At 51.0% G+C, this 23,992-nt stretch carries 22 protein-coding genes; 10 read left to right on the top strand and 12 right to left on the bottom strand.

Annotated elements, in window-relative coordinates:
- Nucleotides 1-80: 80 nt before the first annotated feature.
- The 7 genes from AC0YNX_RS02740 to leuC form a co-directional block, all read right to left on the bottom strand.
- On the bottom strand, nucleotides 81-347 hold the full coding sequence (locus AC0YNX_RS02740; RefSeq protein ID WP_475814108.1) for an NAD/NADP transhydrogenase alpha subunit: 267 nt from the start codon (nucleotides 345-347) through the stop codon (nucleotides 81-83).
- Between the two features lie 55 nt (nucleotides 348-402).
- Nucleotides 403-1,050: an endonuclease III gene (gene nth / locus AC0YNX_RS02735; protein ID WP_475815163.1), complete on the bottom strand. Its 648-nt coding sequence runs from the start codon at nucleotides 1,048-1,050 to the stop codon at nucleotides 403-405.
- A 190-nt stretch (nucleotides 1,051-1,240) separates the two neighbouring features.
- The gene (locus AC0YNX_RS02730; RefSeq protein WP_475814107.1) at nucleotides 1,241-3,952 is read right to left on the bottom strand and encodes an S-layer homology domain-containing protein; all 2,712 of its coding nucleotides are present in this window, start codon (nucleotides 3,950-3,952) and stop codon (nucleotides 1,241-1,243) included.
- 15 nt (nucleotides 3,953-3,967) lie between these two features.
- Nucleotides 3,968-4,609 (bottom strand): GerMN domain-containing protein, encoded by a 642-nt coding sequence (locus AC0YNX_RS02725; protein WP_475814106.1) that lies wholly within the window; start codon nucleotides 4,607-4,609, stop codon nucleotides 3,968-3,970.
- 11 nt (nucleotides 4,610-4,620) lie between these two features.
- Nucleotides 4,621-6,129, bottom strand: a complete 1,509-nt coding sequence (locus tag AC0YNX_RS02720) for an N-acetylmuramoyl-L-alanine amidase (protein ID WP_475814105.1) — start codon at nucleotides 6,127-6,129, stop codon at nucleotides 4,621-4,623.
- A 153-nt stretch (nucleotides 6,130-6,282) separates the two neighbouring features.
- A complete protein-coding gene (gene leuD / locus AC0YNX_RS02715) occupies nucleotides 6,283-6,876 on the bottom strand; it encodes a 3-isopropylmalate dehydratase small subunit (protein WP_475814104.1) in 594 nt (197 codons plus the stop codon).
- A 33-nt stretch (nucleotides 6,877-6,909) separates the two neighbouring features.
- The gene (leuC, locus tag AC0YNX_RS02710; RefSeq protein ID WP_475814103.1) at nucleotides 6,910-8,331 is read right to left on the bottom strand and encodes a 3-isopropylmalate dehydratase large subunit; all 1,422 of its coding nucleotides are present in this window, start codon (nucleotides 8,329-8,331) and stop codon (nucleotides 6,910-6,912) included.
- 195 nt (nucleotides 8,332-8,526) lie between these two features.
- Between leuC and AC0YNX_RS02705 the strand changes: the two genes are divergently transcribed.
- Nucleotides 8,527-9,429, top strand: a complete 903-nt coding sequence (locus AC0YNX_RS02705; protein WP_475814102.1) for a LysR family transcriptional regulator — start codon at nucleotides 8,527-8,529, stop codon at nucleotides 9,427-9,429.
- Between the two features lie 17 nt (nucleotides 9,430-9,446).
- Here AC0YNX_RS02705 and AC0YNX_RS02700 read toward each other — a convergent pair whose 3' ends face one another.
- Nucleotides 9,447-10,244: a carbon-nitrogen family hydrolase gene (locus tag AC0YNX_RS02700; RefSeq protein ID WP_475814101.1), complete on the bottom strand. Its 798-nt coding sequence runs from the start codon at nucleotides 10,242-10,244 to the stop codon at nucleotides 9,447-9,449.
- A gap of 140 nt (nucleotides 10,245-10,384) precedes the next feature.
- Here AC0YNX_RS02700 and AC0YNX_RS02695 point away from each other — a divergent pair, with 140 nt between their 5' ends.
- The 8 genes from AC0YNX_RS02695 (at nucleotide 10,385) to mtnB (ending at nucleotide 18,509) form a co-directional block, all read left to right on the top strand.
- Nucleotides 10,385-10,840: a hypothetical protein gene (locus AC0YNX_RS02695; RefSeq protein WP_475814100.1), complete on the top strand. Its 456-nt coding sequence runs from the start codon at nucleotides 10,385-10,387 to the stop codon at nucleotides 10,838-10,840.
- A gap of 248 nt (nucleotides 10,841-11,088) precedes the next feature.
- Nucleotides 11,089-12,276, top strand: coding sequence for an aminotransferase class I/II-fold pyridoxal phosphate-dependent enzyme (locus tag AC0YNX_RS02690; protein WP_475814099.1), 1,188 nt, complete (start codon nucleotides 11,089-11,091; stop codon nucleotides 12,274-12,276).
- 397 nt (nucleotides 12,277-12,673) lie between these two features.
- Nucleotides 12,674-13,789, top strand: coding sequence for a glutamate 5-kinase (proB, locus tag AC0YNX_RS02685; protein WP_475814098.1), 1,116 nt, complete (start codon nucleotides 12,674-12,676; stop codon nucleotides 13,787-13,789).
- 25 nt (nucleotides 13,790-13,814) lie between these two features.
- The gene (locus tag AC0YNX_RS02680) at nucleotides 13,815-15,062 is read left to right on the top strand and encodes a glutamate-5-semialdehyde dehydrogenase (RefSeq protein WP_475814097.1); all 1,248 of its coding nucleotides are present in this window, start codon (nucleotides 13,815-13,817) and stop codon (nucleotides 15,060-15,062) included.
- Between the two features lie 21 nt (nucleotides 15,063-15,083).
- Nucleotides 15,084-15,965 (top strand): pyrroline-5-carboxylate reductase, encoded by an 882-nt coding sequence (gene proC / locus AC0YNX_RS02675; RefSeq protein ID WP_475814096.1) that lies wholly within the window; start codon nucleotides 15,084-15,086, stop codon nucleotides 15,963-15,965.
- Nucleotides 15,962-17,197 carry a 2,3-diketo-5-methylthiopentyl-1-phosphate enolase gene (locus AC0YNX_RS02670; RefSeq protein WP_475814095.1) on the top strand — a complete coding sequence of 412 codons (1,236 nt, stop codon included), beginning with the start codon at nucleotides 15,962-15,964 and terminating at the stop codon, nucleotides 17,195-17,197. The genes proC and AC0YNX_RS02670 overlap by 4 nt, the downstream gene beginning before the upstream one ends.
- The gene (locus AC0YNX_RS02665; RefSeq protein ID WP_475814094.1) at nucleotides 17,197-17,856 is read left to right on the top strand and encodes a 2-hydroxy-3-keto-5-methylthiopentenyl-1-phosphate phosphatase; all 660 of its coding nucleotides are present in this window, start codon (nucleotides 17,197-17,199) and stop codon (nucleotides 17,854-17,856) included. The genes AC0YNX_RS02670 and AC0YNX_RS02665 overlap by 1 nt, the downstream gene beginning before the upstream one ends.
- A gap of 2 nt (nucleotides 17,857-17,858) precedes the next feature.
- Nucleotides 17,859-18,509, top strand: coding sequence for a methylthioribulose 1-phosphate dehydratase (gene mtnB / locus AC0YNX_RS02660; protein WP_475814093.1), 651 nt, complete (start codon nucleotides 17,859-17,861; stop codon nucleotides 18,507-18,509).
- A gap of 55 nt (nucleotides 18,510-18,564) precedes the next feature.
- Here the strand turns inward: mtnB and AC0YNX_RS02655 are convergent, their stop codons facing one another.
- The gene (locus tag AC0YNX_RS02655; protein ID WP_475814092.1) at nucleotides 18,565-19,860 is read right to left on the bottom strand and encodes a DUF2515 family protein; all 1,296 of its coding nucleotides are present in this window, start codon (nucleotides 19,858-19,860) and stop codon (nucleotides 18,565-18,567) included.
- A 124-nt stretch (nucleotides 19,861-19,984) separates the two neighbouring features.
- On the opposite strand from AC0YNX_RS02655, the gene AC0YNX_RS02650 reads away from it, so the two are divergent.
- The gene (locus AC0YNX_RS02650; protein ID WP_475814091.1) at nucleotides 19,985-20,662 is read left to right on the top strand and encodes an SOS response-associated peptidase; all 678 of its coding nucleotides are present in this window, start codon (nucleotides 19,985-19,987) and stop codon (nucleotides 20,660-20,662) included.
- Between the two features lie 44 nt (nucleotides 20,663-20,706).
- Here the strand turns inward: AC0YNX_RS02650 and AC0YNX_RS02645 are convergent, their stop codons facing one another.
- The 3 genes from AC0YNX_RS02645 to AC0YNX_RS02635 form a co-directional block, all read right to left on the bottom strand.
- Nucleotides 20,707-20,994, bottom strand: coding sequence for a stage VI sporulation protein F (locus AC0YNX_RS02645; protein ID WP_475814090.1), 288 nt, complete (start codon nucleotides 20,992-20,994; stop codon nucleotides 20,707-20,709).
- A 76-nt stretch (nucleotides 20,995-21,070) separates the two neighbouring features.
- Nucleotides 21,071-23,119 (bottom strand): ATP-dependent DNA helicase RecG, encoded by a 2,049-nt coding sequence (gene recG / locus AC0YNX_RS02640; protein ID WP_475814089.1) that lies wholly within the window; start codon nucleotides 23,117-23,119, stop codon nucleotides 21,071-21,073.
- A 10-nt stretch (nucleotides 23,120-23,129) separates the two neighbouring features.
- Complete coding sequence (locus AC0YNX_RS02635; protein WP_475814088.1) at nucleotides 23,130-23,984, bottom strand: DegV family protein; 855 nt, start codon at nucleotides 23,982-23,984, stop codon at nucleotides 23,130-23,132.
- Nucleotides 23,985-23,992 lie beyond the last annotated feature (8 nt).

The raw sequence follows: 23,992 nt of genomic DNA, 5'->3' as shown, positions 1-23,992 counted from the left end.
TGACCGCTCGAACTTAGCTTCATTCCTTGTGACCCTTTCGCTTTGCACTGCTTATAAATTACACTTTACGCTTTACGCTCTTATACCAATTGAACAGCAGGTACGCAAATTTCAAACACTTCGCCGTGCTGGAGAATCGTAATGTTGCGCTCTTTCTCCTTCATGACGACGCATTCCGGTTTCAATCTCATACGTTCAATATATTGATCAGGCACGTCGCCTGCGCCGCTTACTGTAACGCCTTCCACAATAATTTCTTCATTCTCAGCTGGAGGTGACTCCATAATTTGCTCGTAGATATCAGAGAATAGGGAAAAATCTTTCGTGTATACGGAGATGCATTTCATGGTTCAATCATCCTTCTCATTTAAGTTAGTTAGTGGTGGTGGTGATCCGCACGTATTACTTAGCCTTTCGGTTTAAGGCAAGTTTCATACGTCCTTTACCTTCTTTGCAATGTTCTGCCACTGGGCAAACCTCGCATTGCGGATTTTGAGCTTTACAGTGATACCTTCCGAAGAAAATAAGCCGATGATGCGTTTCCGTCCAAAGATCTCGAGGCACTAGCTTCATCAATTTCTTCTCAACTTCAAGCACGCTATCATCATTCTTGGCAAATCCTAGCCGCTTGGAAACACGCTCGACATGTGTATCTACTGCAATGGCTGGAACGCCAAAGGCGTTGGAAACAACAACATTAGCCGTTTTGCGCCCTACACCAGGCAGCTTCGTCAGCTGCTCGTGCTTCTCCGGCACTTCGCCGTCATGCTCATCAATGAGAATCCGGCACAATTTCTGAATAAACAGTGCTTTATTGCGGAATAGACCAATTCGTCTTATGTCATGCTGCAGCTCTTCGAGCGGTACAGCCAGATAATCCGCGGGCGTCTGATATTTCTGAAACAAATCTGCCGTTACTTTATTGACTGTTTCATCGGTGCATTGTGCGGACAATAGGACGGCGATTGTAAGCTCGAACGGATTGCGGTGATTGAGTTCGCAATGGGCATCCGGAAACATCTCGCCAACGACTCGCAAAAAATGATCCATCTTCTCTTTCGCCTTCAACCGATAACTCACTCCTATTTACGGCCATTGCCCTAAAGTGTAGCGAAAAATGTCGCATTAATCAACCGCTTTGGCGCGCCAACTAGCCTAAGAAGTTCTATTTTGTTCCTCTTTTCACAGAATTGCAAAAAAAGAAGTCCTGGCCTCTCAGCCAGGACCGCGATGATCGAAATTATAGCTTCTCAATCTCAATAACGGAGTTCTGATTCACATAAAGCACAATCGAATCGCCGTCTGTCAATTGGGCGATCGAGATTACATTGCCGCCCTGTGTCACTTTCGTTGCAGAAGTCACTGTGTAGGTGTTGGCATCATTCAGCGACACCCGTTTCACAGACAACTGACCGTTTGTCGAGTCATACTTCCAGAACGTCTTGTTAACACCGCTGTAGGCCGTAACGACCACAGCATCCTTCACATTCTTCTTCACTTCAACCCGGTCACCGACAGTGAGCACAGTCGAGCTACTGCTTGTCGTTCCGTTCTTCTGAATGGAGAAGCCTGTGCCAAGCTGAACTTCTGATGCTTTGCCGCTGTAATCGATGATGGATACACTTCCAGCAGCAACAGCCACTACTCGGCCAACAGCTACATTTACGAGTTTCACAGAAGAAACAGTTTTCCCTACATAATACACGTTAACTGTCTGTCCGGCCTTGAAGCTCGCAATAGTCAGCTTATCGCCGTTCTCATTGGTCATATCAATAGCTGCTACAGGGATGTCGACCAGAGTTCCTTCGCTCGTTCTTACCGTAATCTTCTTATTGGTGCTATCTACCGAAGTCACAGCTGCTTGCTTCGCCGTATGCACTTGCAGCACTGCAACCTTATCTTGATTCGCATTCAATACAGCTGTAACCGTATCTCCAACTGTAATATCCGACAAAGTAGCCGAAGTTTTGCCGTTAATTTCAACTGTACTAACCGTATCCATCGGGAGCGTAATGTTAAGCCCATTCGATTGTACGATCGTAACCTGCTTCAAGCTGGAGCTAACGCTTGTAGCCGTACCGCTGTATTTGTATACGAATTGGATGAATACCGCTTTATCGTTCGTGTAACCGATTGTCAGTTTCTTGTTCTTAACGAGGAATGCACTTGCACCCGTGACTGAGAGCGGCGAACCGTTCATGTCAATCCTCGTAGCATCAGTCAAGTAAACTGAAATCAATCCTCCGGCAGAGGACTTCAACAATAGTGCCTTCAAATCAGAATCGTAACTTACAATGGATGCTCCGCCAAGCACTTCCACTTGACGGTTCACTACTTTAATCGCGACTACTTCATCCTTGCTATTCAGCGTAATATCAAGTACATCGCCTTTTACAAGATCCGCGACCGAGGTGCCCGTCAGTCCATCAATCGTTACTTCAACATTGCTGGAAATAAACTTCGCTTCCAGCTTCGCAGAGCCGGTTGTGCTCAAGTACGAAATAATCTTGCCATCGCTGCTCACGGTGTAGAATTCACCGCGGACAAGCTTTGCTGATGTTTGCACAATTGTTACTTTCGTAATAAGCGAATCCTTCACTTCGTAAGAAACGACATCGCCAACACGCAGAGCCGACAAGCCGCCATCAAGAATTTGTCCTTGCCAAACCACATCGACCTGAGAAGCGGCGTTATACATCGAAGTTGTATCTGCCTCATCATCTTGGATCGTTAACGAAGGTGGAGATACTTGTACGGATTGAATGATGCCTTGTCCTGTCTTATTAACTGGAGCGGATTGGACTTTAATTGCAATTGCTACTGGCTTAGCCCGGTATGTATCTTGAGTAATTTCAACTTGGCTGTCTGCCGCTAAGCTTGTTATAGCAATCGCATTGCCAGAGCCGTCCGTCACTTTTGTTGCGCTGCTGTATGTAATCGGAACCATGTCTTCATCAGACCAGATCCAAAGCTTTTTATCATTTGCAGCTACGCGAGTTACCGCACCTGACACCGTACTTACCTGAGCTTTGTCATCCAGTTGCTCTACGTAAAGCGGATTCGTGCCATCCGCGATAACGAGCAACTTCGTGTTAGGCGTCAATTGGCTGACTGTTGCCGGCTTCTCGGAATCGAAACGGTACACGTAAGTATCCGGTGACAATGCAATCGTTGTATCCTTGTCATTGGCAAAGAGGTGAAGCGTGCTTGCATCAGCGCTAGTAAGAATAGCATTATACTGGCCATTATAATTCATTGGGTACTGAGTTTCGGCTCTGCTGAAGATCGTAGCGATAGAAGCACGTGTAATGAAGCCCTGCGGATCAAACGTATCCGCCGTCATCCCTTTAATGAGACCCAGTGATACGGCTGCATTAATATATCCTGCATAGCCTTTGTCGATTTTGCTTGCATCTTTGAAGGAAACCGGAGCTGAAGCTAGCTCGTCCGCCGTCTTCTGCTTCTCGATAGCTTTAACAATTAGCTTCGTAATCCACTCCCGGGACGCTTTCTTGAGTCCCCACTGCGAATTCGTGTCTGCTTCCGCAAGTTTAAATTCTTCTGTCTGATCAAGTAGACCAAGTTGGAAAGCAAGAATGATATAAGGTTTGAAATAAGTGCTGACATCGAAGCTTTCCGGGAAGACGATCGCGTCGTCTGCCTTCACATCTTGCTCTTTACCAATGAAGCGAATCGCAAGCGCTATTGCTTCCTGCTGCGACACATTATCGGCTGGCTTGAACGCGCCGTTCGTTCCTTTAATAATGCCTTGCATGGCTAGCTTCGCGATATGCTTCTCCGCCCAATGGCCGGCAGGTACATCGGTGAATTTCGTAACGACTGAAGAAGCTTCTGCATGTGCAAGCGTGCTTCCTACTGCGGAGAAACCTGTTAACAGCGAGAACACCATAATCGACGATACTGCCTTGACCCATTTCTTCTGTTGCGGCATGTCTGTAAGCTCCCTCTATTGTTTAGTAATTGGATGGTCCAAATCCATATGACCCATAAGGCTTTCCACGGACTTGCCGTCGACCAGCAAGTCTATGGAAGTCACGTCCTGGAATTGGAAGTAAGTCTTCTCTAACGCCTCAAGAGCGAGCATCTCGCCCGGAGCCCCGAGCCGCGCTTCATCCGGAAGATGAAGATCAAGCGTAATTGCAGTTCCTTCCTGCTTTGCACTGAGGAGTTCAGCATGCTTCCACAGGGAAGGTTCACCCTTCGCATCGTCCTTCTTCATGGCAGCGAAAGCCGCTTCCAGCTTCTGTTTGCCATCGCTGTACTCAATCTCGGCCTTCTGCTCATGTAAATCCAGCATTTCGTCATCGGTATAGTAAAGCGAGATTTGCTCCTTCTTTACCTCTGGCTTCGGCGGCTCTTGTTCTTCATTCGAGGCCGTATTATCCGAATTCGTTCCTCCCGCGAGCGACTGGTTCGCGTTCGTATCCGCATTCGCATTCGCATTCGTATTCTGCTGGTTTACAGAGCCCGCTTGTGAATTCTGCTGCTGACCTTCCTGAGAGGCTCGGCTTCCGCAGGCACTAAGAGGGACGATCATCGTTGCAGCTATGAGAACTGAAAATAAAGAAGTCGTGACATGACGTTTCATCCTGCATCCTCCTAGCTTAGCTTCAAATATTCTTTGATTCCTTTGACGATTTCTGCAGCGATCTTATTCTGCTTCTGGTCACTAAACAATACCGAGCTGTCATTACTATTCGACAGATATCCTGCTTCAAGCAAGATCGCCGGCATCGTCGTTGCTTTCACGACGCGGAATGCAGCCGTTCTTACACTGCGATCCTTAAGTCCGGTACCAGCTATCAAGTGCTTGTGAATGATATCAGCGAAAGCTTTGCTATTGGCATGATAGTAGTACGTCTCCGAACCGGTAACGGATGCAGTTTCTGCTTTATTCGCATGGAATGAAATAAATAAGTCCGCTTTAAGTTTGTTTGCGAATGCAGCGCGATCATCAAGTTCAATGAAGGTATCATTCGATCTTGTCAGATACGGCTTAATTCTTGTTTCTTTGTCAAGAAGCGCTTTTACTTTCAAAGTAATCGCTAGATTGTACTCTTTCTCCTTATGCCCGTTTACGCTTGCAGCACCCGGGTCCTTGCCTCCGTGCCCGGCATCCAATACGACTTTATAAATAACCGGTCCAGTTGGCGGTGTTACTATCGGCGGATCCGGATCGGTCACCGGCGGCGGGTCGACAGGCGGTGGTCCTGTCTGCTCAAGCACATCAATGCGAATGGCTTGATCTTCCTTCACGACCTTGTAATTGGTCGGAGCCGTCAGATCCAATACAATACGAACGGTCGAAGGCTTGTCCGAATAATACGAGAATCGGATCTTCTGTAGAGTCGGATGCGAATCGACGAGAATTTCCCCGAGTTTCGCGGTGCTGTTCGTGAATCCTGGCGTGAAATCCGATGCGAAATTCATATTCGGCAAATCAATGACGATTCGCTCAGGGCTGTGCAGCACTTGTGTTTGTGCATCGCCGAAGCTGCCGTCATAAGGGAGAGAAATACTGCCAAGTCCATTATACTCGATAGATTTCAACATTGTTGTGGAATTTGGCTCGTCGGTTGGTGGATCGGTTGACGGGTCAGTGCCTGGGTTGCCGGAATCGCCTGAACCCGTGCCGTTGTCTCCTCCATTGCCGTTACCTGAATCGTCAGGCGAACCCGGTGCAGTGGAGTCGGCATATAAGTGTACAGATCGTGACAGCTTGTCCCAATAAACTTGTAACCCAAACTGTTCGCCTACGAATCGAAGCGGAACTAACGTCGAACCCGTCGATATCATAGCAGGCTTCTCTAGCGACGCTTCTTGACCGTTCACGATGGCCGTCTTATCGCCAATCGTTAGCAGCATGCTCGTATCGCCATTCGAGATGGTGACAACAGGCGACGTCCATGATACATCAAATCCAAGTCCTTCGGTTACCGTGCGAATAGGCACAAAAGTGGTATCGCCGACAATTTGCGGTTCTGTGCCGCTTTGCAGCTGCTTGCCGTTCAGATAGAGCTTCGGCGCAGCTTCTGCAGCTCCTACAAGAGCCGGAAACATAGAGATGAGGAACGACAACAACAGTACAGCGGTTACAAATTTCTTCATCTTTCACCTCGTGACTTTTTATCGCTTACTTAGACGCAATTTGACAGAAAAAGTTGCGTTTTGAGGAAATTTGTAACATGTTTGACGCAAAAAAAAAGAAACCCCGGTACACCGGTACCGGAGTTTCTCATTGAACGTATTATTTCAAACGGATTAGAATGCTACGCGGCTCGCTTCATAAGCAGAGATCTTGTCCTCGTGCTGAAGCGTCAGGCCGATATCGTCAAGACCGAGCAGCAAGAATTGACGGCGGTGCTCATCGAGATCGAACGAGATGCTAAGGCCTGCATCATCAGTAATTGTATTGTTCTCGAGGTCGACATTCAACTTATAACCTTCTGTCTTGTTTGTACGCTGGAACAAGTCTTCAACTTGCTCTTCGCTCAGACGAATCGGCAGGATGCCATTCTTGAAACAGTTGTTGTAGAAAATATCAGCGAACGAAGGCGCGATGACCACTTTGAAGCCATAGTCCATGATTGCCCATGGTGCATGCTCACGGGAAGATCCGCAGCCGAAGTTAGCGCGGGAGATCAGCACTTCCGAACCTTGATAGCGCGGTTGGTTCAGGCTGAAGCTGTCAATGACATTGCCTTTCTCGTCCCAGCGCCATTCGAAGAACAGGAATTGACCGAATCCGCTGCGTTCGATGCGCTTCAGAAATTGTTTCGGGATGATTGCGTCTGTATCTACGTTTACACGGTCTACCGGGGCAACAAGACCCGTTAGTTGTTTGAAAGCTTCCATGTTGATGAACTCCTCTCGAATCTCAAATATATACTAGTTCAGAACTTCGGATTTGATCTGCCAATCGCGAACGTCTGTGAATTTACCCATAATTGCAGCAGCTGCAGCCATTGCCGGAGATACGAGATGCGTACGTCCGCCGCGGCCTTGACGACCTTCGAAGTTACGGTTGGATGTCGATGCGCAGCGTTGGCCTGGTTCTAGTACGTCAGGGTTCATCGCAAGGCACATGGAGCAACCAGCGTCACGCCATTCGAAGCCTGCTTCTGTGAAGATCTTATCAAGACCTTCTTTCTCCGCTTGAATCTTAACGCGGCCTGAGCCTGGAACAACGATTGCCGTTACACGATCGCTTACTTGGTAGCCGCGTGCAACTTCAGCCGCAGCGCGAAGGTCTTCGATACGACCGTTCGTGCAAGAACCGATGAAGACATAGTCAATGTCAATTTCGCTCATTGGCGTGCCTGGAGTAAGGCCCATATATTCAAGTGCTTTTTCAGCAGCTTTGCGTTCATTCTCTGTAGGCAGCTCAGCTGGTACAGGTACGTTTGCTGTGATGTCAGTACCCATGCCAGGGCTTGTGCCCCAAGTTACTTGCGGAATCAAGGAATCTACATCGAAATCAAGAACCGTATCGAATGTAGCGCCTTCGTCTGTTTGAAGCTCTTGCCAAGCGGCAACAGCACGATCGAATGCTTCGCCTTGCGGTGCATATTCACGGCCGCGCAGGTATTCGAAAGTTGTTTCGTCCGGAGCGATAAGACCAGCACGTGCACCGCCTTCGATGGACATGTTACATACTGTCATACGCTCTTCCATTGACAGGCTGCGGATTGCTTCGCCTGTGTACTCCATAACATAGCCAGTACCGAAGTCTGTGCCGTATTTGGCAATAACGCCAAGAATCATATCCTTCGCCGTTACGCCTGGTTTACGGCTACCGATGAAACGAACTTCCATCGTCTTCGCTTTGGATTGTTGCAAACATTGAGTAGCCATTACATGCTCAACCTCGGAAGTACCGATACCGAAAGCAAGTGCACCGAATGCGCCGTGTGTCGAAGTGTGGCTGTCACCACATACGATTGTTTTGCCAGGGTGCGTAAGACCGAGCTCAGGACCCATAACGTGAACAACGCCTTGGTCGATGCTGTCCAGATCGTACAATGTTACGCCGAAGTCTTTGCAGTTCTGCGTAAGCGTATCAATCTGCTGTTTGGAGATTGGATCTGTAATGTTGTAACGATCCTTTGTCGGTACGTTGTGATCCATCGTTGCGAAAGTCAGCTCAGGACGGCGAACTTGACGGCCTGTCAGACGAAGACCTTCGAACGCTTGCGGAGAAGTTACTTCGTGCACCAGGTGCAGGTCGATATAAATGACGCTTGGCTTGCCAGCCTCTGAATGAATGACGTGATTATCCCAAATTTTCTCAAACATCGTTCTTTTTGTCATATGAATTCACCTCATAAGTTCATTTGATTCGTTCAATTATCAATTCATCGTACTTAATCGTACTTTCAATGTGTTTCACTGAAGCAATCATAACATTTCATTCTTCATTGATCTAAGATATAATATCTATAACAGCAATAGGTTTAACCTATGAGTATACCTTACAATTCATATAAGTCGTGGAGTGAACTAAGAATGGAATTTCGCCAGCTCCAATATGTCATACAAATTGCCAAAGAGAAGAACTTTTCCCGTGCCGCTGAGAAGCTTCATATCGCTCAACCGTCACTAAGTCAGCAGCTCTCGAAGCTGGAGAAGGAAATTGGCGTCCTCCTGTTTCGCCGAACTACAAACTCGGTAGAACTGACACACGCCGGCTCTGTCTTCGTTACCAAAGCGCAAGGCATCCTCGATAATATCGAACAGCTGAAGCAAGAACTTGATGACCTCGCCCACATGCGAAAGGGTAAGCTTGTCGTCGGCAGCCTCTCGATTACAGGGTCTCATGTTCTGCCAATCGTACTGCCGATCTTCGGCGAGCAGTATCCCGAGATTGAAATTGTCCTCGTCGAGGATACTCCATCCAAGCTTGAGCAGCTTACAGCAAGCGGTCAGACAGATCTAAGTCTGCTCGCCCTTCCGCTATTCGAGCCATCGCTTGAATGGGTCCCTATTATAGAAGAAGAAATTGTACTTGCCGTGCCGCCGGAGCATCACCTGGCGAAACAATTTGAGCCTGTTCGGATCGAAAGTTTACGTAATGAGCCCTTCATCGTTCTGAAGAAAGGACAAGGCTTCCGGCAAAATGTTATGGAAATATGCGAGAAAGCCGGCTTCGAGCCGCGGATCGTCTTCGAGAGCACAAACATTGAGACGGTTCAATCGCTCGTAGCCGCTGGAATGGGCATCACCTTCATACCCAAGATGATTACGCGGACAAACGCGAACGCTTTGACCCCTGTATACCTTCCGCTCGCATCACCCGCACCCATCAGGACGCTCGTCATCGCAAGCCGCAAGGGCCGCTATCTGTCGAGAGCGGCCGAAGCGTTCATTGAAACGATGAAACTGACGACGGAACAGCATTTTGGCAGCTAACAGCAAGCTGTGAACAGTTAGTACAACGATGGACGACGATCTTCGAACACTGGAATCTTGGCGCGAACCGCATCCACCATGGAGAGGTCGATCTCCGCTCGAAGAATCGTCTCCTCCTCGCCCGCTTCTGCGATAATTTCACCCCACGGATCAATAATAAGCGAGTGGCCGAAGAACGTGCTCGCACCGCTCGTGCCGCAGCGATTGCAAGCGATAACGAACATTTGATTCTCAATCGCTCTTGCAAGCAGCAGTGTACGCCAATGATGCAATCTCGGATTCGGCCATTGTGCCGGCACGAACATGGCCTTCGCTCCATCAAGCGCAAGCTTGCGCGCAAGCTCCGGGAACCGGATATCGTAGCAGATCATCATGCCAGCGTCCGCTCCAGCTACTTGGAGCTTCCCAAGCTTCTCCCCTGCGAGCAAGTGCTTCTCTTCGTCCATAAGACGGAACAAGTGGATCTTCGAATAATCCGCAATCACTTCTCCTTGCTCATTAAAAGCGTAGATCGTATTAAATACGCCGTTATCGCGTTTCTCCGCGATAGAACCGCCGATAATTTGAACGCGATGCTCGCTTGCGAATGCAGACAGCATCGATTTCGTGCGTTCCCCGTTCGGATCTGCAAGCTGATCGATTTGCTCCAGCGCATAACCCGTATTCCACATCTCCGGCAGCATAATGAGATCTGGCTTCTCGGTACCTTGTACCGCCTCTTCCAGCTTTGCCTTCAACCGTTCATAATTGGCATCCGGATTTCCTGCATCAACATGCATCTGCACAAGCGCAATCCGCAGCTTCGTATCTGTCATAATAATTTGCCTCCTTAAAACACTAGCTGAACCGACCTTATCTGCTCAGTTTTACCTTATCATAACGTCTCATGCTTCGCTGTCAAGATGGGTAACGTAACTGAGAAACCACCATGACCGACATAAAGGAGACCAATCTGATGAACATGATGAGAATGTACCGCAAGCACTTCATTGCCGTTATCGCGTTATTCCTATGCTTAATGATCCCGAATGCAGCTGGCGCAGCGAAACATGATGAAGGCGGCGCAGGACAGCGACCTGTCCAAGCCTTCGACGTCGTGCAAGGCAAAGTCGTCAAGTCCGTACCGAACAGCCCAGAATATCAAGGCTACGCCAAGTCATGGCTCAAAGGCGTAACCGGTCTGTCGCCCAAACTAACGGCCGATGACAAATGCGGCTATGTGTTCCGTATCCCGCTCGACGAGACAACAGCCGTCAATGCCGGCGGCACTCAAGTCATGACCCAGGACGTATTCCTGTTCTATTGCCCGAAGAAGCCTCAGCTGCTTCTTATCTTCGATGAGAACCGTAAACCCTATTTGCTCACGTTCAAAGGGAATATTAAGCCGTTCCTGAAGGCAATCGATCTATAGGTTTTTTCTTTCCCCCCACCAAACGAGCGAATCAATCGTGAGTTTGTCGTTTGTTCTTTGGTGCAAGAAGGCGCAGCAGTCGAAATTGCGAATGAGAGCGACTTTTGTACGAAGTACAACGGGAGCGATCATCGCAATTTCGAGGCGGAGCCGGTATTGCACTTAAAGAACATATTAAAACTCATGCATTGATGTAGCGAGCGCTCCTATGCTACATTTAGGCTTAGATTAACGGTGGAGTGATGACGATGGATGGAACAAAAACATTTCAAATCAACCCGGCAAACCGGATGACCGGTTTGCCTACACAATTTTTCGCAAGACTTGTTGGCAAAGCGAATGCCCAGACGGCCAAAGGTCGCGATGTCATCAACTTGGGACAAGGCAATCCAGACCGGCCAACCCCAGAGCATATTGTAACAGCGCTTCAGGAAGCGGCGCCAAACCCGCTTTATCACCGCTACCCGCCTTTCAGCGGCTATCCGTTTCTGAAACAAGCGGTCGCGCAGCGGTACAAGGAAGATTATGGCGTCGACCTTGACCCGGAGAAGGAAGTTGCCATTCTGTTCGGGGGCAAAACAGGTCTAATCGAAATCTCGCAATGTTTGCTCAATCCTGGGGACGTCTGCCTCGTTCCTGATCCCGGATATCCAGATTACTGGTCCGGCGTCGCGCTTGCAGGCGGCCGAATGGAATATATGCCGCTCACAGCGGACAATGCATTCTTGCCTGATTATGACCGCGTCAAACCGGAAGTAGCGGACAAAGCAAAGCTGATGTTCATTAACTATCCGAACAACCCGACTGGCGCGACGGCTGATTCAGCATTTTACTCGCGTACGGTTGAATTTGCAGCGAAGCACGGTATCGTCGTTGCTAGCGATTTCGCTTACGGCGCTATTGGCTTCGATGGCAAGCAGCCAGTCAGTTTCTTGCAGACGCCTGGCGCGAAGGAAGTCGGCGTTGAGTTCTATACGCTGTCCAAAACCTATAACATGGCAGGTTGGCGCGTCGGCTTTGCGCTCGGCAACTCAGAAATTATTTCGCTCATCAATCTTATTCAAGACCACTACTATTGCAGTCTCTTCGGCGGCATACAAGCCGCTGCTGCAGAAGCGCTCACCGGCTCCCAGCAATGCGTCAAAGATCTCACCTCCGCTTATGAGAGTCGCCGTAACGCCCTCTACGAAGCGATGAATGAGATCGGCTGGCAAGCTGCGAAGCCTAGCGGTTCCTTCTTCTGCTGGCTGCCTGTGCCGAAAGGTCACACTTCTGCATCGTTCTCCGATTACGTGCTTGAGCATGCGGATGTCGTACTCGCGCCAGGCGTCGGATTCGGTACGCATGGAGAATCATACGTCCGGCTTGGCTTGCTCGCATCGGAAGAACGGCTGCAGGAAGCGATTCACCGCATAGGGAAATTGAATCTTTTTTAAGTAGCAATGACCGCCCGTAAAGCTTAAGCTTTACGGGTTTTGTATGTCTTTACAGCCCGAGCCTCTGCGTGGTATGCTTATCGTTAATTAAATAACGAGAACGTATTGATGGGGCTAAGTATGCAGACCGCAGATGCGATCAGAGAGTAAATTCATTAGCTGAGAGAATTTACAGCATTTGCTGCAGAAACCTACCCCGGAACGGCCGGCGACGAGTCGGACAGCGGCCTGCTGTTAACAGGTCTTTGAGCGGAACGGCATGCCTCCAGCCAATTGGAGCCTCATCGCCGTTAATAAAGGTGGTACCGCGGAAGTAAACAACTTTCGTCCTTTGTATAATTACAAGGGATGGAAGTTTTTTTTATTTTATCTACATAGAAAGGGCTTGAGGTGAATCATGACAGATACCATCATAGTCAAAATCGGCAGCAGCTCCTTAACCTCCGAAGAAGGAGGCATCAACAAGGAACGCATTGCCTTCTTCGCGAATGAGCTCGCTTCCCTGCATGAAGCCGGATTTCAAGTACTGCTCGTTACCTCCGGCGCAATTGCCGCAGGCTTCAAGAAGATCGGCTACGCTTCACGGCCCAAGCTCGTTCATGAGAAACAAGCTGCCGCAGCAGTCGGTCAAGCGCTGCTCATGCAAGCCTATCAAGAAGCGTTCGCTTCCTATGGAACTGGCGAAGGAATCGGAGTAGCTCAGATTCTGCTGACGCGCGCAGATTTCTCTAACCGCAAGCGAATCAATAACGCACTCATGACCATTGAAGAGCTCCTCCATCGACGGATGGTGCCGATAATCAACGAGAACGATACCGTCGCAACGGATGAGCTGAAGTTCAGCGAAAATGATACCTTATCCGCGCTTGTCGGCAATCTCGTGAAAGCGAAGAGGCTTATTATTCTCACCGACATGGACGGCTTGTATACGGGAGACCCGCGCAAAAATCCGAATGCGGTGAAGATCGACCGCGTCGATCACATTACGGACGACATTCTCCGTATCGCTGGCGGCGCAGGCTCATCTGTCGGAACCGGCGGCATGCGCTCCAAGATCGAAGCGGCGAGAATTGCGATGCGCGGCGGCGTTCCGGTCTTTATCGGCCGCGTGATGGAACCCGGTGATCTGATGCTTGCTGTGAAGAATGAAGGCAAAGGCACTTATTTTGACACGAGTGAACATAACTTGACTACGAAGAAGCAGTGGCTCGGCTTCCACTCGATGCCGCAAGGCCGCATTATTGTCGATGACGGCGCTGAGAAGGCTCTCCTGCTCGGCGGGAAGAGTTTGTTGCCGGCAGGGATTCAAGCAATCGACGGCGACTTCCACCCTGGCGATGTGGTTGAAGTGTTCAATGCGCATCAGCAATCGCTCGGACGCGGCGTCGTCAACTACGCGGCATGGCAAGTTCAAGCCGTCGCCGGACTCAGCACCGAGGAAGTGCGCAGACGCGTCGAAGTATCACGGATTGAAGTCATCCACCGCGATGAATGGGTCACACTTAGAGCATAGATAAGAGATGGAGAGGGAGAGCGTTATGAGTGAAGTGAGGGAAAAAGCAGCGTTAGCAAAACAAGCTGCGGCTGTCATGAACCGAATGACCACGAATGAGAAAAACAAAGCATTGCAAGTGATGGCGGACCATCTGATCTTGCAGCAAGATTCCATCATTGCAGCCAATCGCATCGATATTGATCGCGGCCGTGCGAATGGAACAAGCGAGTCTTTGCTAGATCGCCTCACTCTAACGCAGAACCGTATTGGAGATATTGCGGAAGGGTTGCGCCAAGTCGCGGATCTTCCGGATCCTGTCGGCAAGATGCTCGAAACGTTCGAACGCCCGAACGGACTTCGCGTTGAGAAAGTATCGGTGCCGCTTGGCGTCATCGGCATGATCTACGAAGCGCGTCCGAATGTCACCGTTGATGCCGCTGGACTCTGTCTTAAGACAGGCAACGCAGTCGTGCTTCGCGGCGGCTCTGCAGCGCTTGAATCGAACCGCCGCATCATCGAGGTGCTGCGCGAAGCGCTCGTTGGCACTGCCCTTCCGCCAGATGCATTGCAGCTCATCGAAGATCCATCCCGCAGCTCGGTCGACGAGATGCTAAAGCTGAACGGCCTGCTCGATGTAGTCATTCCTCGCGGCGGAGCTTCATTAATTCGTAATGTTGTTGAAAATGCGACCGTCCCTGTCATTGAAACCGGGGCAGGCATTTGTCATACTTATTTGGATGAAAGCGCGCAGCCGGATATGGCAACGGACATCGCCTTCAATGCCAAAGTACAGCGCCCTTCCGTCTGCAACTCCATGGAGACGCTGCTCGTTCATGAAGCTTGGGCTGCTCGCCATCTGCGTGAACTTGCAAACCGTTTCCTCTCGGCTAACGTAGAGCTTCGCGGCTGCCAGCAGACATTGAACCTAATCCCTGAAGCGAAATCAGTAACGGATGCCGATTATGCGACAGAATACAATGACTACATCATGAATATTCGAATTGTCGGAGGCGTGGACGAAGCGATCCAGCATATCCGCAAGTATGGCACGATGCACTCGGAATGCATTGTGACGGAGAATGAAGAGCATGCAGCTGCATTCTTGCAGCAGGTTGATGCTGCAGCAGTTTACCATAATGCTTCCACAAGATTCACAGACGGCTTCGAATTCGGTTATGGCGCCGAAATCGGCATCAGCACTCAGAAGCTGCATGCACGCGGACCGATGGGTCTGCCTGCGCTCACTTCAACGAAGTTTCGAGTTTACGGCAACGGACAAATTCGCGGATAAGGACAGGAGGAGCGTAAGGCAATGACAACACTTTCGAATGCAGAAGCTGTACAAGAAATCAGTTCGCTCAAGATGTGTTTCTACGGCGCAGGCTCAATGGCCGAAGCCATGGTAAGAGGCTTGCTGGACCGTGGTTTAACGGAACCGCAGCAGGTTAGCATGATGAATCGTTCGAACGTTGACCGGCTTAACGAGCTATCCTCCCGATATGGCGTTCATACCTCAGCAGAGGATGAGGCGAAATCCGAGATGCTGCGCGATGCCGATATTGTCTTCCTCGCGATGAAGCCCAAGGACGCGGCCGAAGCAATCTCGCAAGTCCGTGATTTGCTTCATCCTGGCCAACTGATAATCTCGATTATCGCTGGGATGACCATTAAGACGCTCGAAACGCTCGTCGGCATGCCGATGCCCATCGTACGTACAATGCCGAACACTTCGAGTACAATCGGCCTTGGCGCAACAGGCGTCAGCTTCTCTGCTTCCGTTTCGGCTTCGCAGAGATCGGTTGCGGAGCTGATCTTCCAATCCGTCGGCTTGACGGCCGTCGTAGAGGAACCAAAGCTTGATGTAGTTACTGGACTTTCCGGCAGCGGACCTGCCTATGTCTATTATTTGATGGAAGCAATGATTGCTGCCGGTGCTGAGCTTGGCTTAACCGAGGAAGCAGCACGCGAGTTGACGATTCAAACCGTACTAGGAGCTGCCCATATGGTAAAAGCTACAGGTGAGAATCCGGCAGATCTACGCCGCAAGGTAACGTCTCCGAACGGAACGACCCAAGCGGCAATTGAAAAATTGGATGCGCATAATTTCTCTGGCGGCTTAATCAGCGCAATAGCACGCGCTGCTGAGCGAGCTGCCGAGATGGGCGCAGAAATTGAAAGGAAAGCGACATCATGAGCAATGGTGCAGTATGTATAGCAACGTATCGTCTACATGACGATAAAGCAGATTTTCAGAAGAAAGCGCTCGGCATTGCCGTAGGGCTTACCGTAGGCAGCTGGACAGAGCTGCCGGAAGCGCGCAAAGCCGAGATGGAGAAGCATCTCGGACGCGTCGTTTCGGTTGAGGCTTGTGAGCCGGCTGATGCAGCGCCAGGTGAGCGTTATGCGGATATCCGCATCGCTTACCCCGACGTCAACTTTAGCCGTGACCTCCCTGCCCTGCTTGTAACCGTATTTGGCAAGCTGTCCATGGACGGCAAGATCAAGCTGCTTGATCTCGATTTCTCTTCCGACTTCGTATCCGCGTTCCCTGGCCCGAAGTTCGGTATTTCCGGCATTCGCGATCTGCTCGGTGTGTATGATCGTCCACTGCTTATGAGCATCTTCAAATCCGTTATCGGACATGACCTCCCCAACTTGCGCGACCAATTCTACAAACAAGCGCTCGGCGGCGTGGATCTGATTAAGGATGACGAAATTCTATTCGAGAACCCGCTCACACCGCTTGAGAAGCGTGTGGAAGCATGTATGGAAGCAGCGCGTCAAGCAGAAGCTGAAACCGGCCAGAAGCTGCTCTATGCCGTTAATTTAACTGGACCAACTTCGAAGCTGGCTTCGCAAGCGAAGCGAGCAATTGCTGCAGGCGCCAATGCCCTGCTCTTCAACGTCTTGGCTTACGGCTACGACGTGCTTCATGAGCTAAGCAGCGATCCGGAAATTTCGGTGCCAATTGCCGCTCACCCTGCGATGGCTGGAGCACTCTACCCATCGCCGCATTACGGCATTGCAGCTCCGCTCTTGCTTGGCAAGCTTATGCGTCTTGCTGGCGCGGATCTCGCCCTCTTCCCGTCGCCATACGGCTCTGTTGTCATGCCAAGAGAAGAGAATCTCGCGGTTCAAGCCGCGCTTATCGATGCAGCATTGCCTGTTCGCACTAGCTTCCCTGTCCCTTCCGCAGGCATTCACCCGGGTCTCGTCCCGCTCATCCTGAGGGACTTCGGTACAGAGGTTGTCGTGAACGCAGGCGGCGGCATCCACGGACATCCTATGGGCACTGCAGCCGGCGGTCATGCGTTCCGTCAAGCGATTGAAGCGACAAGCGCGGGCGTTCCACTGCCTGATGCGGCAGCACAACCTGGCAATGAAGCACTCAAGGCCGCGATTGAATTGTGGGGGTATAAACAGTAATGAAACGCGTTATTTTTTGTGATTTTGACGGTACGATTACCGAGAACGATAACATTGTCGCGATTATCCGTCATTTCAACCCTCCCGGCTGGGAGGCAATTGTGAACGACATCGTCGCGGGGTGCAAGACTATCCGGCAAGGCGTCGGTGAACTGTTCCTCCTGCTTCCCACTTCGATGAAACGCGAAGTTGTGGATTATGCCATCTCGAACGCGAAGATTCGCGCTGGCTTCGCCGAGCTGCTGCAATACTGCAAAGATGCCGATATCGAGTTCTACGTCACGAGCGGCGGGATCGACTTCTTCGTCTATCCGCTGCTTGCGCCATTCGGCATTCCGGAAGAGCATATTTATTGCAACGGCAGCGACTTCTCTGGCGAGCAGATCGAGATCACTTGGCCGCATCCGTGCCAGGGCGATTGCAAGACCGATTGCGGCATGTGCAAATCGACCATCATCCGCCGCTTCCCAGCTGAGCGCTATGAGCGAATCATTATTGGCGACAGCGTAACGGACTTTGAAGGCGCGAAGCTCGTTGACACCGTATTCGCACGCTCGCATCTCATCCAGAAATGCAAGGAGCTCGGACTACCTTTCCATCCGTTCGAAACCTTCCATGAGGTTATACAGGTACTGAAACTGCAGGAGGCGACCACTTAACGATGTCATTCGAACAAATTGCTACAGAAGATAAACAGCGCGCGCTTGCAGAGCTTACCGAAGTGAAGAGCCTCTTCGCTTCCCGCGGCTGGTTCCCGGGCACAAGCGGCAATCTGTCCATTCGCGTCGGCGATTACGCACCGGACGAATTCCACTTCGCCATTACGGCGAGCGGAAAAGACAAGTCGCTGTCGACGCCGGAGGACTTCCTGTTCGTTGATCAATCGGGCAAGCCTTGCGAGACGACACGTCTGAAGCCTTCCGCGGAAACGCTTATCCACTGCGAGATTTATCGTCAAACAGGTGCAGGGGCGATTTTTCATATCCATTCCGTGTTCAACAGCATCGTGTCCGAGCTGTTCTGGGAGCGCAAGTCAATTCCAGTTGACGGCGTTGAGCTAATTAAAGCGTTCAACATTTGGGACGAGGAAGCGCATATCGACATTCCGATCGTTTCGAATTTTGCCCATATCCCAAGTATCGTGCCGGAAGTAACTGAGCGTCTTGATCCTCGTATCCCTGGCATCATGCTGCGCAAGCATGGCATCTACGCTTGGGGCGCGAATGCGTTCGAAGCGAAGCGCCATCTGGAAGCATTCGAATTCTTGTTCGAATATGTTTACCGCTGGGAGCTGCTGCAACGCAAGGCGTAACAATCAACAATTAACAGCACCAAAAAGGCGATAAAATAGGCTGCACGTTCATTCGTCAGCTCGTTTTATCGCCTTTTCTTTTCTCTGTGAATGTCATCCGCAGCCGTTCAGCGGCTAGTACGGCAAGCTCGATTTTGTTCAGCGCATAGCAGTGCTCCTCCGTCATCTCGAAGACATCCGGCAATGGCAGTTCCGCCGCGGCGAAATAACTCACCAGATTATCCTTCACCTCATTGAACCAATCCTGCAGACCCACTGCTTCGAACGGAACATCCTCCCATGCCGAGGCCAGCTCCAGACTCGATAGCTTAGTAGCGCCAGCACGCAGCCCACAGCCGTCCAGCTTCTCCGCATATGCCGCTGATGAAGCTGTCGCATCCTGCTCCTTCGTAAACAGATGCGGTGCGTAATCCACACGCGAACCCGTGTGCGGCACGGCGCGAACGAAGGCATGCACCCCATCCGATACCTCAGGGACACCGAATAGTATGGCATACAATCGTTTCCCGAATTCGATTCGCTCACGCAAGTCGCTGAAATCCTCCAATATGAGACCGGCCAGCCTCGTATCTACACAACCTGGCGTGCAATAAGGCATGAACACGGCGTTTGTCTGCATAGGGGATTGCAGCAGAAATGAAGGCTGACCGAGCACATGCTGCTTGAAGAAAGGACTTTGGATGATTGGCTCTTCAATGACATGCTGTTCATTGACAATAAGCGCTGTCGTAAGAATCGCCGAGTCTTCCCGCCGCCAGAATTGCTTCCATACCGGCTTCATAAAAGCTGACACATGAAAAGCAGGCAGCAAATCGAACAGCTCTCTTCCTGCCTTGCATGAAGCTTCATAGAGAAGCAGCTGCGGGTAGGCATCCTGGAAAATAAGCGAATTCGCTCGCTCAAGAAGAAGAAACGTATCCTTCCGGTGCCCCTCATCGAGCAGCCTCGGCAGCAGATCCCCCTGCAGATCCGTCATATTCCAGCCGCCATTGCGGGAAACAACATGTGCAAGAAGCGCCCAGTGCAGCTCCTGATTGCGATGATAGATCGCCCGATATGCTTCGGTGCGCGTTACGTTGTTTCGGTTGGCTTGCTCCGTCTCATGAAGGATTCGATGGATAAGCGCGCGTTCGACCTTCATATACTCCTGATCGCGTTTGTCGAGCACCTTCGGGAGCGAATGCCAAGTTTGCTGTAGCTCACGGACAAGCTCTAGCCGCATTTTCGGAGCCTCCGCTTGAATCAGCTGCTGCTCGGACTTTACTCGTGCCCGCCGCTTCATCGCAGCATATCCTATCAGTTTGGCCGGCAGCAATGCGAGCCGCTTGAACAGCTTGAGCAGGCGGTTCATATCCCTCTCCCTCCTTCTTTTCATCTGCCTAAGCGATAGTATCTGCTTCACTACCTTCAATTAGCCGCTCGTAGTATACTTAAAAAAGAGAACCAAAACGTGATAATAAAGGGGCTGCAGCCGAATGTGCGGACGGTATACGATTACCATTACGATGGAAGAGCTTATGCTACGGTATTTCATTTCCTCTTCAAATGTGCCTTTTCACAAGCCTAAATACAATGTAGCCCCAGGGCAGATGATTATGGCGATTATTAATGATGGGGAACAGAACCGTCTTGGCGAGCTCAAATGGGGGCTTGTCCCTTCATGGGCAGAAAGTCCGAAGGTAGGACCGAAGATGCTCAATGCAAGAGCAGAAACCGCTTGGGAGAAGCCGGCTTTCCGTGAGTTGATCCGCCGCAAGCGCTGCATCATTCCAGCAGACGGATTCTATGACTGGCGGCAAGATGAGCTCACAGGGAAACAGCCGATGCGGATCGTACGACAAGACCGCAAGCTATTCAGCATGGCAGGCTTATATGATACGTGGATTTCACACGAAGGCGTTAAGCTTAGCACATGCACGATTCTTACAACTACCCCGAACGAGCTAATGGAGCCCATTCATGACCGCATGCCTGTCATTCTTCATGAGGAGGACGAGCACCTCTGGCTGAATCGGCGCATTCAGACGCGTACGGACCTCGATAAACTCCTAATTCCTTTCCCGTCGGAGCTAATGGATGCCTACCCTGTCGCCAAGACCGTGGGTAGCGTCAGCTATGACGATCCGTCCTGCATCGAACCGCTTACGAGCTAGCTAATACATGCCCCTATACATAAAAAAAACCGCCAATCCGAAGATTAGCGGAACATTGCCCATAATTTAATTAGGTGCAGCGTATTATTCGGATCGATCTTTTGACCGAGCACGAACGAGATGAGCTGCTCCTCTTGAAGCTCCGTTAGCGGCTCTTGCAATACCCCAGCTGCTGCCCGAACGAGCTTGCGCACCTTGAGCCGATCCTGCAAATCATATTTGTTCACGCCCTCGAGCAGCTTCTTTACTTTATCCTTAGTGACAGGGTTCTTCATTTTCACTTTCACACGCTCGACCAGATCCGGCCGAATGCCGTATTTCGTATAGCTCATCTTCGATATAGCACCTCCGTCCGGCTTCATAAAAGCCATTCGTTGTACTATATGCCGCCTGAGCGCTTTTAAGAAACTAGTCCAATAGCTCTCCCTGAAAAAGTTGCTCCCGCCTAAGTACCTCGCGCAGTCTCGCGAATGCGGCCGCACTCCAGAAATCCGGCTTTGCCGTCAGCTCTGCCGCATCATCCCTCGCATCCTCAAGGACGCCGAAGTCCGCCGCCATATCGGCCAGCTTAAAGTCCGGTACTCCGCTCTGCTTCGTACCGAAGAAGTCGCCAGGGCCGCGCAGCTCAAGATCCCGCCTGGACACTTCGAAGCCATCGCCCGTCTCCGTCATGATCTTCATCCGTTCACGGCCGTTCTCGGACTTCGGATCCGCAATGAGCACACAATACGATTGATGAGCTCCACGACCTACCCGCCCGCGCAGCTGATGCAGCTGTGAGAGGCCGAACCGTTCCGCATCCATGATGACCATGAGCGTCGCATTCGGTACGTCTACACCGACTTCTACGACGGTCGTTGCTACCAGCACATGCACTTCATTCTCACTGAATGCGCGCATGACCTCGTCTTTCTCCGCCGTCGTAAGCCGCCCGTGCAATAACCCTATCCGCAGATCCGGGAACGCCTGTTGAATCTGAATGTGCAGATCAATCGCATTCTGGACATCGAGCTTGTCGGATTCCTCAATAAGCGGACAGATGAAGTAGCATTGACGTCCCGCCTCTACTTCACGCCGAATAAAGCCAAGAACACGGTCCAGCATATTATGCTTGACCCAATTGGTTTGAATAGGCTTGCGTCCTTGCGGGCGCTCGCGGAGCGTTGACACATCCAGATCACCGAACGCCGTGATCGCAAGCGTTCTCGGAATCGGAGTCGCTGTCATCGTAAGCACATCCGGATTCATCCCTTTACGGCGCAGAATACTCCGCTGGTTGACGCCGAACCGATGCTGCTCATCTGTAACGACGAGTCCAAGGCTGCGGAAATTGACGCCTTCCTGGATGATCGCCTGCGTGCCGACAATCACATCTATAAGGCCCATTTGCAGCCCAGCCAGTACATCCCGCCGCTTCTTCTCCGTGAGACTGCCCGTTAACAAGCCGACCTGCAGCCCTACGCCGCCAAGCAGCTTCTGTAACGAACGGTAATGCTGCTCCGCTAGTATCTCCGTCGGCACCATCAGCGCGCCTTGGTGACCCGCTTTAACCGCGGCAAACAGCGCAATGGCCGCCACCACCGTTTTGCCTGAGCCGACGTCGCCTTGCAGCAGTCGATTCATGCAGGACGGATGGCGCATATCAATGAGAATCTCATTGACGACCTTCTTCTGCGAATCCGTCAGCTCGAAAGGCAGAGTGCGCACGAAGACGCGAATCGACTCGCCGTCAACTACATGCGCAACACCATCCTGCCGTTTCCGATTGATCGTGCGATACGCCTGCAGCTTGAGCTGGAACAAGAACAGCTCCTCGTACACGAGCCTACGCCTGGCAGCTTGCCCCATGGCAATATCTTCGGGATTGTGGATGTGCATAACCGCATCTTTGCGCGGCATCAGTCCATGCTTGTCCATGAGCTCTACCGGCAGCATCTCTTCAATCATCGCGTCGTACTGCAAGAGCGCTTGATTGATTGTTTTGCGCATCCATGGCTGTGTGATGCTTCCTCCAACCGAATAAACCGATTGAAGCGTACCGGATTTCGCTTTCCCTTTATCGGGGAACTCCGAGTCCGACACCGTCATCTGCAGCCGATGCTGTTCCCACTTGCCGGTGATGATAATATCACGGCCAGGGATCAGCTGCTCCTGCAGAAAATGACGATTAAACCACACCGCTGTGATGAGTACGTTCTCAATCACGATCTTGCAAGTAAGCCTCGTCTTCGCCTTTCCGTAGCGCTGAAGCAACGGATTGCCCATGATTTTGCCTTCGAACGTCGCTTTCTCTCCGTCCTTCGTTTCCCCAATGTCCCGAATGCGGTAATCCTCATACCGAAACGGAAAGTAATCCAGCAAATCGGCGATCGTATGAACGCCAAAGGCGTGAAGCTCTTGTTCTTTCTGAGCACTCACGCCTTTTATTTGCCGGACCGTAATCTCATCCAGCTTCATCTCCCAAACCTCACACTCGCGTAATGAATAACGCAGCGGCCCCTGGGCCGGCATGCGTTCCGATAACGGAGCCGATCTCCGTCTGTCTGATCGTAACCACTTTGAGCTGCGTCTGCGCGAGAGCCGCAAGCTCCTTTGCAAGATCGCTCTTATGCGTCCAGCCAACCGTCATTTCAACGGGATCGTCGCCGTATTCCTGCTTGAATAGATCTACGATGCGCTGCATGGCTTTCTTCGTGCCGCGTACTTTATCGACCGCCGACACTTCGCCATCCTGATCAATGGTCAGAATCGGCTTAATGTTCAGAATCGAACCAAACAATGCAGCAGCTTTGCCAATACGGCCGCCCTTCTGCAAGTAATCGAGCGTATCGAGCAAGAAATAAATTTTGCGGTTCTTGATCATTTCATCAATCTTCGCAAGAATCCTCTCTTTCGACTCGCCGGCCGCAGCCATCTCGGCAGCCGCCACAACAAGCATACCGCACCCATACGATGCCGACTTGGAATCGATCACCGTGATGTCACTTTCCGTTTCGAGCAGCGTCGAGCCCAGAAGCGCGGACTGATAAGTGCCGCTAAGCGCAGAAGACAGATGAATCGAGATAATGGATTGATCCGGTTTCTGGGCAACCTGCCGCTCGTACATTTCCATAAATTCCGTCGGAGAAGGCTGCGATGTCTTCGGCAGCATCTCTGACTTCGCAAGACGCTCATAGAATTCATTATTCGTAATCGTCACCGTATCAAGGAACGACTCTTCTCCGAACAACACTTTCAGAGGCACCATCTCGATGCCATATTGTTCGCGAACGCGCTTCGGCACATCGGCCGTGCTGTCCGTAATAATTTTGACTGCGCCCATCCTACATG

This window comes from Paenibacillus sp. J31R98, assembly GCF_056269245.1.
This window is presented reverse-complemented; position numbering and strand designations above follow the sequence as displayed.

Coding starts and splice junctions, on each gene's coding strand:
- AC0YNX_RS02740 (WP_475814108.1), bottom strand. CDS start 347: ATGAAATGCATCTCCGTATACACGAAAGATTTTTCCCTATTCTCTGAT.
- nth (WP_475815163.1), bottom strand. CDS start 1,050: ATGGATCATTTTTTGCGAGTCGTTGGCGAGATGTTTCCGGATGCCCAT.
- AC0YNX_RS02730 (WP_475814107.1), bottom strand. CDS start 3,952: ATGCCGCAACAGAAGAAATGGGTCAAGGCAGTATCGTCGATTATGGTG.
- AC0YNX_RS02725 (WP_475814106.1), bottom strand. CDS start 4,609: ATGAAACGTCATGTCACGACTTCTTTATTTTCAGTTCTCATAGCTGCA.
- AC0YNX_RS02720 (WP_475814105.1), bottom strand. CDS start 6,129: ATGAAGAAATTTGTAACCGCTGTACTGTTGTTGTCGTTCCTCATCTCT.
- leuD (WP_475814104.1), bottom strand. CDS start 6,876: ATGGAAGCTTTCAAACAACTAACGGGTCTTGTTGCCCCGGTAGACCGT.
- leuC (WP_475814103.1), bottom strand. CDS start 8,331: ATGACAAAAAGAACGATGTTTGAGAAAATTTGGGATAATCACGTCATT.
- AC0YNX_RS02705 (WP_475814102.1), top strand. CDS start 8,527: ATGGAATTTCGCCAGCTCCAATATGTCATACAAATTGCCAAAGAGAAG.
- AC0YNX_RS02700 (WP_475814101.1), bottom strand. CDS start 10,244: ATGACAGATACGAAGCTGCGGATTGCGCTTGTGCAGATGCATGTTGAT.
- AC0YNX_RS02695 (WP_475814100.1), top strand. CDS start 10,385: ATGAACATGATGAGAATGTACCGCAAGCACTTCATTGCCGTTATCGCG.
- AC0YNX_RS02690 (WP_475814099.1), top strand. CDS start 11,089: ATGGATGGAACAAAAACATTTCAAATCAACCCGGCAAACCGGATGACC.
- proB (WP_475814098.1), top strand. CDS start 12,674: ATGACAGATACCATCATAGTCAAAATCGGCAGCAGCTCCTTAACCTCC.
- AC0YNX_RS02680 (WP_475814097.1), top strand. CDS start 13,815: ATGAGTGAAGTGAGGGAAAAAGCAGCGTTAGCAAAACAAGCTGCGGCT.
- proC (WP_475814096.1), top strand. CDS start 15,084: ATGACAACACTTTCGAATGCAGAAGCTGTACAAGAAATCAGTTCGCTC.
- AC0YNX_RS02670 (WP_475814095.1), top strand. CDS start 15,962: ATGAGCAATGGTGCAGTATGTATAGCAACGTATCGTCTACATGACGAT.
- AC0YNX_RS02665 (WP_475814094.1), top strand. CDS start 17,197: ATGAAACGCGTTATTTTTTGTGATTTTGACGGTACGATTACCGAGAAC.
- mtnB (WP_475814093.1), top strand. CDS start 17,859: ATGTCATTCGAACAAATTGCTACAGAAGATAAACAGCGCGCGCTTGCA.
- AC0YNX_RS02655 (WP_475814092.1), bottom strand. CDS start 19,860: ATGAACCGCCTGCTCAAGCTGTTCAAGCGGCTCGCATTGCTGCCGGCC.
- AC0YNX_RS02650 (WP_475814091.1), top strand. CDS start 19,985: ATGTGCGGACGGTATACGATTACCATTACGATGGAAGAGCTTATGCTA.
- AC0YNX_RS02645 (WP_475814090.1), bottom strand. CDS start 20,994: ATGAGCTATACGAAATACGGCATTCGGCCGGATCTGGTCGAGCGTGTG.
- recG (WP_475814089.1), bottom strand. CDS start 23,119: ATGAAGCTGGATGAGATTACGGTCCGGCAAATAAAAGGCGTGAGTGCT.
- AC0YNX_RS02635 (WP_475814088.1), bottom strand. CDS start 23,984: ATGGGCGCAGTCAAAATTATTACGGACAGCACGGCCGATGTGCCGAAG.